11 protein-coding genes and 1 pseudogene are annotated in these 13,581 nt (G+C 73.1%); 10 read left to right on the forward strand and 2 right to left on the reverse strand.

The window, feature by feature from the left end; genetic code table 11:
- Positions 1–39 precede the first annotated feature (39 nt).
- The 9 genes and pseudogenes from C3488_RS37065 (at position 40) to C3488_RS37105 (ending at position 9,098) form a co-directional block, all read left to right on the forward strand.
- On the forward strand, positions 40–1,593 hold the full coding sequence (locus C3488_RS37065; protein WP_374955490.1) for a Sua5/YciO/YrdC/YwlC family protein: 1,554 nt from the start codon (positions 40–42) through the stop codon (positions 1,591–1,593).
- A gap of 53 nt (positions 1,594–1,646) precedes the next feature.
- Complete coding sequence (locus C3488_RS37070) at positions 1,647–1,958, forward strand: HypC/HybG/HupF family hydrogenase formation chaperone (RefSeq protein WP_103845253.1); 312 nt, start codon at positions 1,647–1,649, stop codon at positions 1,956–1,958.
- Positions 1,955–3,079 (forward strand): hydrogenase formation protein HypD, encoded by a 1,125-nt coding sequence (gene hypD, locus C3488_RS37075; RefSeq protein ID WP_103845254.1) that lies wholly within the window; start codon positions 1,955–1,957, stop codon positions 3,077–3,079. Before C3488_RS37070 ends, hypD begins: the two co-directional genes overlap by 4 nt.
- Entirely contained in the window at positions 3,072–4,151 is a 1,080-nt protein-coding gene (gene hypE / locus C3488_RS37080; protein ID WP_308460709.1) for a hydrogenase expression/formation protein HypE, read from the forward strand. Before hypD ends, hypE begins: the two co-directional genes overlap by 8 nt.
- Before the next feature lie 26 nt (positions 4,152–4,177).
- Complete coding sequence (locus C3488_RS37085) at positions 4,178–4,852, forward strand: class I SAM-dependent methyltransferase (protein WP_103845255.1); 675 nt, start codon at positions 4,178–4,180, stop codon at positions 4,850–4,852.
- A 92-nt stretch (positions 4,853–4,944) separates the two neighbouring features.
- Positions 4,945–5,265: a hypothetical protein gene (locus C3488_RS37090; protein WP_103845256.1), complete on the forward strand. Its 321-nt coding sequence runs from the start codon at positions 4,945–4,947 to the stop codon at positions 5,263–5,265.
- Positions 5,266–5,296: 31 nt separating this feature from the next.
- On the forward strand, positions 5,297–7,429 hold the full coding sequence (locus C3488_RS37095) for a chorismate-binding protein (protein WP_103845257.1): 2,133 nt from the start codon (positions 5,297–5,299) through the stop codon (positions 7,427–7,429).
- A gap of 29 nt (positions 7,430–7,458) precedes the next feature.
- Positions 7,459–8,287 (forward strand): annotated as a pseudogene (locus C3488_RS37100) (FAD-dependent monooxygenase); the annotation flags it as partial.
- Positions 8,288–8,300: 13 nt separating this feature from the next.
- Positions 8,301–9,098 carry an aminotransferase class IV gene (locus tag C3488_RS37105; protein ID WP_103845258.1) on the forward strand — a complete coding sequence of 266 codons (798 nt, stop codon included), beginning with the start codon at positions 8,301–8,303 and terminating at the stop codon, positions 9,096–9,098.
- 58 nt (positions 9,099–9,156) lie between these two features.
- On the opposite strand, the gene C3488_RS37110 is transcribed toward C3488_RS37105, so the two are convergent.
- Together C3488_RS37110 and C3488_RS37115 are read right to left on the reverse strand one after the other, a co-directional pair.
- Entirely contained in the window at positions 9,157–10,728 is a 1,572-nt protein-coding gene (locus C3488_RS37110; RefSeq protein ID WP_258053885.1) for a N,N-dimethylformamidase beta subunit family domain-containing protein, read from the reverse strand.
- Positions 10,729–10,808: 80 nt separating this feature from the next.
- Entirely contained in the window at positions 10,809–11,969 is a 1,161-nt protein-coding gene (locus tag C3488_RS37115; RefSeq protein ID WP_103845259.1) for an AI-2E family transporter, read from the reverse strand.
- 238 nt (positions 11,970–12,207) lie between these two features.
- On the opposite strand from C3488_RS37115, the gene C3488_RS37120 reads away from it, so the two are divergent.
- Positions 12,208–13,581, forward strand: a 1,374-nt coding sequence (locus tag C3488_RS37120) for a GAF domain-containing protein (protein WP_103845260.1), incomplete at its 3' end; no start/stop codon positions are given.

A 13,581-nucleotide genomic window follows, 5' to 3' on the forward strand; every position in this document is an offset into this window, starting at 1 on the left:
GCCCTGACTGGCCCGGGACACGGACGACATCGCCACTTGGTGAGGCTCACCGACGAGGAGCGAGCCCTGCTCACCGGCACCGTCCGTCCCATCGTGCTGCTGCGCCGCCTGACGCCCGCGCGCGCAGGCCGCCGCCCCGCCGACGCCGTCGCACCCGGCAGCCCCGATCTCGGCGTCATGCTGCCGTACACCCCCGTCCACCAGCTGCTGCTCGGCCTGCCCGGCGACCCCGACGGCCCCCGGCTCATCGTCATGACGAGCGGCAACGTCTCAGGCGAGCCGATCGTCACCGACGACGAGGAGGCGCTCGAACGCCTCGCGCACCTGGCCGACGCCTGGCTCACCCACGACCGGCCCATCCATGTGCCGTGCGACGACTCCGTGGTGCGCGTGTGCGACGGCAGGCCGCTGATCGTGCGCCGCGCCCGCGGCTACACCCCCCTGCCGCTGCCCCTTCCGGTGCCCGTCCGCCCGGCCCTCGCCGTCGGCGGCGACCTGAAGAACGTCTGCTGCCTCGGCGAGGGCCGCCGGGCCTGGCTGTCCGCCCACATCGGCGACATGGACGACCTCGCCACCCAGCACGCCTTCGAACGCGCCGTCGCCCAACTGGAGTCGATCACCCCCGTCCGGCCCCGGCTGCTTGCCGCCGACCGGCATCCCGCCTACCGATCCGCCCGATGGGCCGCCCGCAACGCGGCGGGCCGCCCCGTCGTCCGCGTCCAGCACCACCACGCCCACGTCGCCGCCGCGATGGCCGAACACGGACTCGACGGCAGCAGGCCGGTGCTCGGGGTGGCCTTCGACGGCACCGGCTACGGCGACGACGGGGCCGTATGGGGCGGGGAGTTCCTGCTCGCGGACTACGACGGTTTCACCCGCCTCGGCCATCTCGCCTATGTACCGCTGCCCGGCGGCGACGCAGCGGTGCACCGGCCGTACCGCATGGCGCTCGCGCATCTGCGCGCCGCCGGTCTCGAGTGGTCCGCGGAGCTGCCCTGCGTGGCTGCCTGCCCACCCGACGAACGCCGGGTACTGGAACGGCAGTTGGAGCGGGACCTGAACTGCGTTCCCACATCCAGCATGGGCCGGCTGTTCGACGCGGTGTCCTCCCTCGCCGGCGTCTGCCACCGGTCGGGATACGAGGCCCAGGCCGCGGTCGAGCTGGAGGCCGCCGCGCTGCGGGCACCGGCCGGGGACGCCTGCGCGTACGCGTTCGCCCTGAGGGATCCGGAGACGGACGGCGGCCCGGAGGGGCCCGACCCGCTCCGGGCGGATCCGGCGCCCGTCCTCGCCGGGATCGTCGACGACCTGCGCGCGGGCACGGGACCGGAGCTGATCGCGGCCCGTTTCCACCGGGCCGTCGCCCGTCTCGTGCACCGCGTGTGCGCGCTCGGGCGGGAGCGGCACCAAGTGGACACGGTCGCCCTGTCCGGCGGCGTGTTCCTCAACTCCCCGCTCTCCTCGGCCTGCGCGCGGGCCCTGGGCGCGGACGGCTTCACGGTGCTGCGCCACCACCTGGTCCCGCCGGGCGACGGTGGCCTGGCCCTCGGCCAGCTCGTCGTCGCCGCACGTGCCGGGGCGGCCCCCGACTGACCGACCGTCCCGGCAGCGCCGGGCGACGCACCATCCACAGCGAGGAGAGGCCCATGTGCCTGGCGGTACCCGGCAGAGTGCTGGACATCGAGGAACGTGACGGCACCCGGATGGCCACCGTCGACTTCGGCGGTGTGGTCAAGGAGGTGTGCCTGGAGTACCTGCCCGACCTCCAGGTCGGCGAGTACGCCATCGTCCATGTCGGCTTCGCCCTGCAGCGCCTGGACGAGGAGTCGGCGCGGCAGACGCTCGAGCTGTTCGCCGAACTCGGCATGCTGCAGGAGGAGTTCGGCGACCCCTGGGAAATGGCCGCGGAAGCGGGCGGGGCGCTGCCGCCCGCGCGCGAGGAGGCGCGGAAGCAGTGAAGTACATCGACGAGTTCCAGGACCCGGATCTGGCACGCCGGCTCCTCGACGAGATCCACGCCACGGTGACCAGGCCCTGGGCGCTGATGGAGGTCTGCGGCGGACAGACGCACAGCATCATCCGCCACGGCATCGACCAGCTGCTGCCCGACCAGATCGAACTGATCCACGGGCCCGGCTGCCCCGTGTGCGTGACCCCGCTGGAGGTCATCGACAAGGCACTGGAGATCGCCTCCCGCCCCGAAGTGATCTTCTGCTCCTTCGGTGACATGCTCCGCGTGCCCGGCACCGGACGGGATCTGTTCCAGGTACGGGGAGAGGGCGGCGACGTACGGGTCGTCTACTCGCCGCTCGACGCCCTCAGGATCGCCCAGCAGAACCCGGCCCGGCAGGTGGTGTTCTTCGGCATCGGATTCGAGACGACCGCGCCGCCCAACGCGATGACGGTGCATCAGGCGCGCAGGCTCGGCATCCCGAACTTCAGCATGCTCGTCTCCCATGTGCGCGTGCCGCCCGCCATCGAGGCGATCATGCGGTCCCCGCAGTGCCGGGTGCAGGGCTTCCTGGCCGCGGGGCATGTGTGCAGCGTGATGGGGATCGACGAGTACCCGGAACTGGCCGAGCGCCACCGGGTCCCGATCGTGGTGACGGGGTTCGAACCGCTCGACATCCTGGAGGGCGTGCGCCGGACGGTGGCCCAGCTGGAGCGGGGTGAGCACACCGTCGACAACGCCTACGCCCGCGCGGTCCGTCCCGAGGGCAACCCGGCCGCCAAGGCCATGCTGGAGGACGTCTTCGAGGTCACCGACCGCTCCTGGCGCGGGATCGGCGTGATCCCGGACAGCGGCTGGCGGCTGTCCGCCGAGTACCGCGAGTACGACGCCGAGTTGCGCTTCTCGGTCGAGGGCATCCGGACCGAGGAGCCGGCTGCGTGCCGCAGCGGCGAGGTCCTGCAGGGCCTGCTCAAGCCGCACGAGTGCGAGGCGTTCGGCACCGTGTGCACCCCGCGCACCCCGCTCGGCGCCACGATGGTCTCCAGCGAGGGCGCCTGCGCCGCGTACTACCTCTACCGGCGCCTGGACACCACCCCTTCGGCCCGGGAGGCGACCTCCGTTGTCTGACGCCATCGACCTGACCGCGCCCCTGCCGGACCCGGCGGCCTGGACCTGCCCGGCCCCGCTGCGCGACCAGTCCCGCATCGTGATGGGCCACGGCGGGGGCGGGGCGCTGTCCGCGGAACTGGTCCAGGGCGTGTTCGCGCCCGCGTTCGGGGGCGAGGTGCTGCACCGGCTCGGCGACGCCGCGGCGCTGTCGCTCGGCGGCCTGCGCCTGGCCTTCTCCACTGACTCCTTCGTGGTGCGGCCGCTGTTCTTCCCCGGCGGCAGCATCGGCGACCTCGCCGTCAACGGCACCGTCAACGACCTCGCCGTCAGTGGGGCCCGGGCGGCCTACCTCTCCTGCGGGTTCATCCTGGAGGAGGGCGTCGAGATCGACACGGTCACCCGGGTCGCCGACGCGCTGGGCGCGGCCGCGCGGGCGGCCGGGGTCGAGGTGGTGACGGGCGACACCAAGGTGGTGGAAGCCGGCCACGGCGACGGCATCTACATCAACACGGCCGGGATCGGGCTCATCCCGGCGGGTGTCGACCTGCGGCCGCAGCGGGTCGTCCCCGGTGACGTCGTGATCGTCAGCGGTGCGATCGGCGTGCACGGTGTCGCGATCATGAGCGTGCGGGAGGGGCTGGAGTTCGGCGTGGAGATCGTGAGTGACTGCGCGCCGCTCGGCGGACTGGTGGACGCCATGCTGGCCGTCACCCGGGACCTGCACATGCTGAGGGACCCCACGCGGGGCGGGCTGGCGGCCGCCCTGAACGAGATCGCCGCCGCCGCGGGAGCCGGGGTCGTCGTCGAGGAGCGCAAGGTCCCCGTCCCGCCCGCCGTCGCCAACGCCTGCGCCGTGCTGGGCCTGGACCCCATGTACGTGGCCAACGAGGGCAAGCTGGTGGCGTTCGTGCCCCGCCAGCACGCCGACGCGGTGGTGGACGCGATGCGCGCGCATCCGCGCGGTGCCGAGGCCGCGATCATCGGCGAGGTGGTCCGGGACCATCCCGGCATGGTGGTGGCCCGTACCGGGCTGGGGGGTACTCGGGTGGTGGACATGCCGCTCGGGGAACAGTTGCCCAGGATCTGCTGAGGGAGAGCCCGGGGGAGCGGAGGAGCATGGCCGGGAGCGGGCCGGAGCCGTCCGGCATACAGCGGCGGCACTGGGAGGACACCTACCGTGCCCACCCCGGCATGTACGGGGAGGCCCCGTCCGCGCCGGCCGTCCACGCCGCCCGGGCGTTCCGTTCGGCCGGGGCCGTGGACGTGCTGGAACTCGGCGCCGGGCACGGCCGGGACGCCCTCTACTTCGCCCGTGAGGGCTTCACCGTCCGGGCCGCCGACTTCAGCTCCGTCGCTCTGGCGCAGTTGCGCGAGGCGGCCCGCGCCCAGGGCGTGGAACACCGGACGGGTACCGTCCTGCACGACGTGCGCGAGCCGTTGCCGCTGCCCGACGCCTCGGTGGACGCGGTGTTCGCCCACATGCTGCTGTGCATGGACCTGTCCACCGAGGAGATCCACGCGCTGGTGGACGAGGTCCGCCGGGTCCTGCGGCCCGGCGGCGTCTTCGTCTACACGGTGCGTCACACCGGCGACGCGCACCACGGCACCGGGACAGGGCACGGCGACGACATCTGGGAGCACGGGGGTTTCGCCGTGCACTTCTTCTCCCGCGCGTTGGTGGACGCGCTGGCCGACGGGTGGGAGTCGACCGAGGTCCACGCATTCGAGGAGGGCGAACTCCCGCGCCGTCTGTGGCGGATCACCATGAAGGTTCCGGTGAGCGGGCGATGACTCGGCGACCGTGAAGGGTTACCTTCCGGACACTCGAAAAGACCTTCGTTGAAGGTTTGAACGCGACGTGAGATCCCTCCGTACTGGATGGTGTGACCAGGAATCCCGTTACCGTCACCGTCGCCTATCAGGTGGTGCCGGGCCGCGAGGCCGATTGCCACTCGTGGGGATGGGCCCTGTCGCGTACGACCGCGTACATGAGCGCGGTTTTCCCGCCCGTGCTCCTGTTCAACCTGACAGTGCTCCGCTATCTCGGCAACCTCAATCCTCTCATCCGCACTCTGCTGCTGTGCCTGTGTGTGACGGCCCTGGTCACATGGATTCTGATGCCACGGCTCCAGCGTTTCTTCAAGAAACGGCTGTATCCGCCCCTCCAGGCGTTCCGTGGACGGCACACGCGGCGGACCGCTTGAGGCCCGGGAACGACGCAAGGGAGGTGGGTGGGTGAAGACCCTGCTCATCGACAATCACGACTCGTACACGTACAACGTGTTCCAGCTGATCGCCGAGGTCAACGGCGAGCGGCCCGTGGTGATCCTCAACGACACCCCCGCCCACGCCGTGCCGGACCTGGGGGAGTTCGACAACGTGGTGATCTCGCCGGGCCCCGGACACCCGGCCGAGCCCCGGGACTTCGGCATCGCCGCCCGGATCGTCGCCGACTCCCGCGTCCCCGTGCTCGGGGTCTGCCTCGGCCACCAGGGCATCGCGGCGGCGGAGCGGGGCCGCATCGCGCGCGCACCGCAGCCCCGGCACGGGCACCTGTCCACCGTCCGGCACGACGGCCGGGACCTGTTCCACGGACTGCCGCAGAACTTCACCGCCGTGCGCTACCACTCGCTGGCCGTCACCGAGCCGCTGCCGGACACGCTGGAGGCCACGGCCTGGGCCGAGGACGGCGTGGTGATGGGCCTCAGACACCGCACACGGCCGCTGTGGGGCGTGCAGTTCCACCCGGAGTCGGCGCTCACCGACTACGGCCACCGCATGCTCGTGAACTTCCGCAACCTCACTGCCGAGCGCGCCCGCAGACCCCGTACGAAGAACACCACCATTCCCCTTTCCGCGGCCATCCCCCGCCCCCGCCGCGCCACGCCACCCGCCCACCGGCTGCACTACCGCCGCCTGGCCGGCGCCGTCGACACCGAGGCCGCCTTCGCCCGGATGTGCGCGGACGCCCCGCGCGCGTTCTGGCTCGACAGCTCGCGCGTCGAGCCGGGCCTCGCCCGCTTCTCGTTCTTCGGTGACGGCACCGGCCCCCTCGCCGAGTTCGTGCGCTACGACGTCGAGGCCGGCGTGTGCGAGGTCGAACGGCCCGGCCGGCCCCCGCGCAAGGTACGCGCGAGCGTCTTCGACTACCTCAAGCGGCAGCTCGCGACCCGCCGCGTCGACGCCACGGGGCTGCCCTTCGACTTCACCGGCGGCTATGTCGGCTACTTCGGCTACGAGACGAAGGCCGACTGCGGCTTCGTGAACCGCCACCGGGCCCGGACCCCCGACGCCTGCTGGCTGTTCGCCGACCGACTCATCGCAGTGGACCACCAGGAGGGCGCCACGTACGCGGTCTGCCTCGCCGAGGACACCCCGCAGGCCACGCGGGAGGCGACCGACTGGCTGGACGCTGCGACGGCCCGGCTCACCTTCGTCTCCGGACCGTCGGGACAGGACACGGCCACCGAGCCGCCGGGCGACGAGCCCGGCCCCGACCCCACCGCCGCCGAGCCGTGGCTCGTCCGGGACCGTGCCACCTACCTGGCGGACATCGAGGCCTGCAAGGACGCGCTCCGGGCGGGCACCAGCTACGAGGTCTGCCTGACCGACGCCGTCCGGTTACCGGCACCGCGCGACCCGTACGCCTTCTACCGGGCGCTGCGCCGGGTCAACCCCGCCCCGTACGCGGCGTTCCTGAGGTTCGGCGACCTGGACGTGGCCGGCTCCTCGCCCGAACGGTTCCTGCGGATCACCCCGGACGGCCTCGCGGAGGCCAGACCCGTCAAGGGCACCGCCCACCGCGGCGAGAACCCCGCGCAGGACGCACGGCTGCGGCACTCGCTGGCCGTGGACGACAGGACCCGCGCCGAGAACCTCATGATCGTCGACCTGCTCCGCAACGACCTCGGCCGGGTCTGCGAGACCGGATCCGTCCGGGTCACCCGGCTCATGGCCACCGAGACGCACGCCACCGTGCACCAGCTGGTCTCCACCGTCGAGGGGCGGCTGAGCGAGGGCACGGACGCCGTGGACTGCGTCCGCGCCTGCTTCCCGGGCGGCTCCGTGACCGGGGCGCCCAAGCTGCGCACCATGGAGATCATCGACGGCCTGGAGACCGAGGCCCGCGGCGTGTACTCCGGCGCCCTCGGCTACTTCGGCTGCGGCGGCGGCGCCGACCTGAGCATCGTCATCCGCACCGCCGTCATCGCCGGCGACGAGCTGCACCTCGGCGCCGGCGGCGCGATCGGCCTCGGCTCCGACCCGGCCGCCGAGTACGACGAGATGCTGCTGAAGACCGCCGCCCCGATGCACGCCTACCGGGAGCACACCGCCGCCCCCGCCACCGAGGAGGAGCCGGCCCGATGACCACGCCCCAGGCCACGCTGATGCGCGTGCAGGCCGTTGTGGAGTTCGTCTGGGACGCCCGGGTGGCGGGCGTCCGGTCCGCTCCGACCGGCGTCACCCTGACCGGCGAGAGCGGCCGCACCTGGTCCGCCACGCATGTGATCGCCGCCGACGGCGCCCGCTCCGCCGTGCGCCGCGGACTCGGCATCCCGAGGGAGGGCAGTCACGGCAGCGGCTTCCACGTCGCGGTGGACGTCGCGGACATCCCGGGTGGTGAGCTCCCGCTGGAGCGGGTCTTCCACTACGAGCACCCCCGGGTCGGCGGGCGGAGCGTGATGCGGGTGCCGTTCACCGGCGGGTTCCAGCTCGACCTGCAGTGCCGGGACGACGACTCGGAGGAGGAGTACGGCACCCAGGAGGCCGTACGGCGCCGGCTGCCCGCGGTCGTGGGCGAGGGGTACGAGGACCGTGTCCTTCGGGTGTCGACGTACCGCTTCCTGCGGGAGGTCGCGGCGGGCTTCACCGACCCGCAGTACCGGGTGCTGCTCGCCGGTGAGGCGGCGCACCTCTTCCCGCCGTTCGGCGTCCGCGGGATGAACGGCGGCATCGCGGACGCGGGGCGGCCGCCGAGGCCGTCGCCGCCGGGACCGTGGCGGCGGTCGCGGACTACGCCGCCGCGCGGCGGACGGCGGCCCTGTTCAACAGCGCCGCCGCGGGCACCGCTCTGGCCCATCCGCGGCCCGGCGGCGCATCGTACGGGCCGGACAGCGTGCCGCCGCCGCCCTCGCCCCTGTCCTTCCGTGGTGCGGTGCCTGGCTGGAGCACGCCCCGTACAGGCCCCGCAACGGCTCGCCGGCGAGCGCCGGCCGCAGGTACTGAGAGAGGAACCGCCATGATCCGACCGGCCGTCGCAGAGGGCCTGCTGACCTGGACACCGGCCGACGGGCTGTCCGCCGGACCCGACACGGGCGAGCGGCTGCTCGTCGCCGACTCCTGGCTGCTGAGCGACGGACGCGTCCGGGGCTTCGAGCACCACCGCGAGCGCTTCCTGCGTGCCTGCGCCGGCTGCGAGGGGCCGCCGCTGCGCCGGCTCGTCGAGTTCTGGCAGGACATGACCGCCGCGCTGCCGCGCACGGGGGAGTGGTTCCCGCGGGTGGAACTCGCCGCTCAGCCACCCCGGTTGCGGCTGCGGTTGCGTCAGGCCCCGCCGCTCGGGCCGGATGTGCGGGTGTGGGCGGTGGGTCAGCCCGACCCGCGCACGGCGCCCCGCCGCAAGGGCCCGGACCTGGACCGGCTGGCCCGGATCCGCAACCGGGCCTCGCTGCACGGCGCCGAGGAGGCCGTGCTGATCACCCCGTCCGGGGTGGTGCTGGAGGCCGCGCACTCCAGCGTGGTGTGGTGGGAGGAGGACACCCTGTGCCTGCCCTCACCGCACCTGCCCGTCCTCCCCGGGGTGACCGTCGCCCTCATCCAGGAACGCGCCGCCCGGACAGGCGTGCGCGTCGCCCACCGCGAGCGCACCGTCGAGGAACTCGACGGCCACGAGGTGTGGCTGGTGAACGCCCTGCACGGCATCCGTCCCGTGACCGAATGGACGGAACGGTCCATGACGGCGGGATCTGCCGCACGCGCGCCGGAATGGCGGGGCTGGCTCGACGACATCATGGAGCCGTTGCCGGAAAGTCACTGAATTCCGGCGACTCTGTCCCTGAAATGAGGACCGGCCGGCGGGAAACCGGGAATTCCTTTCACGCCGACCCCTTGTACACCTCCTCCACGTTCGGGCGCGGCGCGGGGCGATGGCGGGCGGACGGGCCCAGCGCGAAGGCGTGCAGCAGGTTCTCCGTCGTCCGGGTGACGAAGGCTCGCGTGCGGGCGTCCATGCCGTGGTCGTGGCCCCCGTCCGGGGTGCCGGCCATCAGGGCCTCCACCCAGCGCATGGTGCCGGTGGCGAAGACCCCCGCCCCGCTCGGCACCGTGTAGTACGCCGAGTCGCTGGTGCTGCGCCGGCCGTTGCACACCAGCGGCGAGTGCGCCGTGATCTCCAAGGGCTCCGGGACGGGGGCACCCGGGGTGACCCGGTCGTACTCCACGCCGACCAGATGGCCGAAGCCGTCTCCCGAGCGCGTACCCGTCCCCTCGTACAGCCAGTGGTCCGCCGCGTGCACGACGTACGGCGCGTCCGTCGGGTAGCCCTCGTACAGCACGCCCGTCATCGACGACTCCGGGTCGGCCCCCGGGGACTGACGGAAGTCCGTCGTCACCAGCGAAGGGTGGGTGCCGTAGCACGGGTCGGAGCGGAAGGAGGACTTGTAGCAGACCACCGTACGGTCGGGCCGCGTCTCGCCCTGCTCCAGCCTGACCCGGCGAAAGCAGGTGTTGGCGCCGAGGAAGGCCACGTTGGTGCCCGCGTCGCGGGCCTGGGTGACGTGCCGGCGCTGCTCCGGGGTCCAGTACTCGTCGTGACCGAGGCAGATGAGGGCCCTCGCGCCGCGCAGCACTCCCGGGTCGCGGTGCACGTCCATCCCGGTGGTGTAGGCGAGGGGGATGCCGAGCCGTTCGGCCAGCACCACCGCCGCCCGCTCGTACACCAGGAACTTCTCCGCGCCGCTGGAGTCGTAGGGCCGGTCGAAGCTGACGGCGAGGGACCGGGTGGCATACGCCCCGGAGGGACCCTCGTAGAGGCTGTAGCCGCCCCACCGGTTGTACGCCTGCCAGGTCGCCGGGGCGTGCATCAGCACCGTGCGGCCCGCGCCCCGCGTGGAGCGCACGATCAGCGGGACGTACCGCTGGTGGCCGCCCTCCGCGTCCAGCCGCAGCAGATACGCGCCCTCCGGCCAGCCCGCCGTGCTGAAGGCGAGCGTGCGCTGCCAGTCGGTGCGGACGGTGCGGGTGCCGGACGTCAGGTGCGGTTCCGCCTGCACGCGGCCCGGTATGCGCCCGGAGGACCAGACGAGCCGGGCCTCGGCGCCGTCGTACCAGCCCACGCGGAAGGCCGAGACACGGAAGGAGGACGCGGTCGTCGACACGTACAGACCGCACTCCTCGCCCGGGCTCACGCTCACCCGGTCCGCGTACCCGGCGACGGCGGGACCTTGGGAGCGGATACGCCAATCGGGTGTTCCGGCGCGCTCCCGCTCCGCCTCGGGGCGGTGCGAAGCGGCCGCCGGCGGATGGTCGTGCGCGGAAGGGGCCGGGTCGCAGGCGGCGGCCGCCGAGGCGAGCGCGGCGCCCGCGCACGCTTCCAGGAAGGTCCTGCGCCGCAGCCCCGGTATGTGCTCCGTCCGGTGCCGCGGCACCTCTCGCCGGTCAGGGCCCACATCGCCTCCCGTGCGTCCGCCTCGGGTGCCCACCGCTCCCTCCGCGGGTCAGCGTGGCACAGCACGCGGGGGCGCGCGCCTCAAGGAGGCGCCGGGCGCAGCGCCTGCAGCACCGCCCAGGCGACGGACACGAACGGCACGGCCACCACGGCGCCGACCACGCCCGCGACGATGCTGCCCGCGAGGACGGAGACGGCGACGACCAGGGGGTGCAGGCGGACGGCCCAGCTCATCACCAGGGGGTGCAGGACGTGCCCCTCGATCTCCCCGATGACGACGATGAGCAGCACCACGGCCGCCGCCGTGATCGGGCCGCGTCCGGCCAGGGCGACCACGGTGGCCACGGCGAGCGCGACCGGCGAGCCGACCAGCGGCACGAACGTGGCGAAGAACTCCAGCAGGGTGAGCGGCAGCGCGAGCGGTACCCGAAGCAACAGCAGGACGATGCCGACGAGGAGGGCGTTGGTGCCGGCCACGATGATGATGCCGCGCGTGTACCCCGCGAAGGTCCGCCAGGCCGCGTGCCCCGCCCGGTCCCACGCCGGTCGGGCACCCCGGGGGAGGAGCTGGTCGCGCACCCAGGACCATAGGCGTTCGCCCGAGTGGATGAAGAAGACGGCGAAGAACAGGGCGAGGGCGAACCCGGTGACCAGCTCGACGACCCGGCTCAGGCCGCTGAGTGCGCTGCTGAACACGGCCGCCCGGTGGGAGGAGAGATACGAGCCGATCTCGTCCTCCAGATGCGAGAGACTCTTGTGACTGAACCGGAACGGCGGGCCCTCGAGCCATCGTTCGATCCTGTTGATGCCGCCGCGGAACTCCCCGGTCAGTCTTGCCCACTCGCCCGCCACCGCCTCACCCACGAGGGCGAACAGGGCGAGCAGGAGCAGCAGGCTCCCGACGAGGGAGACCGCGACGGTCAGGGGCCGTGGCAACCAGCGGCCGAGCAGGTCGGCGAGGGGGCGCAGCACCGAGGTGATCACCAGTGCGAGGAACCACGAGACGGCGATGAGCTGGAAGCGGCCCAGAATGGTGAAGATGCCGTAGACGACGAGCCCGACGAGGACCAGGCGCCAGGCGTAGGCGGCGGCGACGCGCAGCCAGGGAACGACACGCTCGGCCGCGGGCACCCGTTCGGCGGCCCGGGCGCGCGGAGGGAGGCGTGCGGACAGGGACGGCCGGCTGCCCGGGACCACCCCCACCCTGCGCCGCCCCCGCCCCGTCCCGCCCGCGTCCGCCACCACACCTCCCGCGCACCGACCGCCGGTCACCTGCTGAAGTCAGTAGGCACCAACCGCACACGGGCCGCCACAGCACGCGCCCCGACGGCCGATGCCATGGCCCTGCCCCGCGCACACTGCCGACAGGTCACTCCGAGTGAGCGCAGGAGCCCGCCGTCCGGGCGGAAAGTCAGTATCGTGAGGGCGGGAGAGTCGCCGTTGACCCGCACCCTGTCTGCGTGATCCGCCGGAGGAACCGATGAGCGGGGAAGCGCGCGGGCGGTCCGAGCAGCACGTGCCCCAGCTGCGGCTGGACGAGCTGCTGGACGAACTGCAGGCCCGCATCGACGCGGCACGCGGCACCCAGGACCGGGTGCACCGCCTCCTTCAGGCCGTCCTGTCGGTGGGACGCGAGCTCGATCTGGCGCAGGTGCTGCGCAGCATCGTCGAGGCGGCCGTGGTGCTCGTCGACGCCGAGTACGGCGCGCTGGGTGTCATCGGCGACGACCTCACGCTCTCCCAGTTCCTCACCGTCGGCGTCAGCGAGGACGAGCGGACCAGGATCGGGGCGCTGCCCAGCGGGCACGGCATCCTCGGCGAGCTGATCCGCCATCCGGAGCCGCTGCGCCTGTCGGAGATCTCCGACCACCCCGCCTCCTACGGCTTCCCGGCCCACCACCCGCCGATGCACTCCTTCCTCGGCGTGCCGATCAGGGTCCGCGACCAGGTGTTCGGCAACCTCTACCTCACCGAGAAGCGCGGCGCCGAGGAGTTCGAAGCCGAGGACGAGGCCGTGCTCTCCGCCCTGGCGGTGGCGGCGGGCGTCGCCATCGAGAACGCCCGGCTGTACGAGGAGACACGGCTGCGTGAGCGTTGGGTGAGGGCCAGCTCCCAGGTCACGAGCGCCCTGTTGTCGGGCGCCCCGAGCGCGGACGTGCTGGAGCTGATCGTCGAGCAGGCGCGCCGGATCGCCTCCGCAGAGGTCGGCATGATCGCGGAACGGGTGCCGGGGGAGGACGTGCTGCGCCCGCTGTTCGCGGTCGGTCGCGGGGCCGACCGGCGCCGCGGCCTCGTGATGTCCCGGCAGGACGGTTTTGTGGAGGCCGCGCTGAGCACCGCCGAACCGGTGGTCAGCCCCGACATCCGCCACGACCCCCGGATCGACCCGGACTCGGCGCTGTGGGCCGGACTCGGACCCGTGGTGGGCGTACCGCTGGTGGCGAGCGGCAAGTCCATCGGCGTCCTGGTGCTGGGGCGCACCGCGGGGCGCACGCCGTTCACCGACACCGACGCAGGCCCCCTGCTCGGCTTCGCGGGGCAGGCGGCGCTGGCGCTGGAGCTGGCCGAGCGGCGGCGGGACGCCGAGCAGATCGCGTTGCTGAAGGACCACGACCGGATCGCCCGCGATCTGCACGACCTCGCGATCCAGCGGCTGTTCGCGGCCGGCATGACCCTGCAGAGCACCCAGCGCTTCGTCGACCACCCCGAGGCCGCCGAACGGCTCTCGCGGACCGTCGACGACCTCGACGAGACGATCAAGATCATCCGGTCCACCATCTTCGGCCTGCGGGCACACGGCGACCGCGGGCGGGAGGGGTCCGGGGCTGCGCAGACGCGTGTCGGAGACGGTGAC

This window comes from Streptomyces sp. Ru72 (genome assembly GCF_002920635.1).
GTDB lineage: Bacteria > Actinomycetota > Actinomycetes > Streptomycetales > Streptomycetaceae > Streptomyces.

What these genes read in the sequence shown, in the direction of transcription:
- C3488_RS37070 (WP_103845253.1), top strand. Translation starts at nt 1,647, where the DNA reads ATGTGCCTGGCGGTACCCGGCAGAGTGCTGGACATCGAGGAACGTGAC.
- C3488_RS37085 (WP_103845255.1), top strand. Translation starts at nt 4,178, where the DNA reads ATGGCCGGGAGCGGGCCGGAGCCGTCCGGCATACAGCGGCGGCACTGG.
- C3488_RS37105 (WP_103845258.1), top strand. Translation starts at nt 8,301, where the DNA reads ATGATCCGACCGGCCGTCGCAGAGGGCCTGCTGACCTGGACACCGGCC.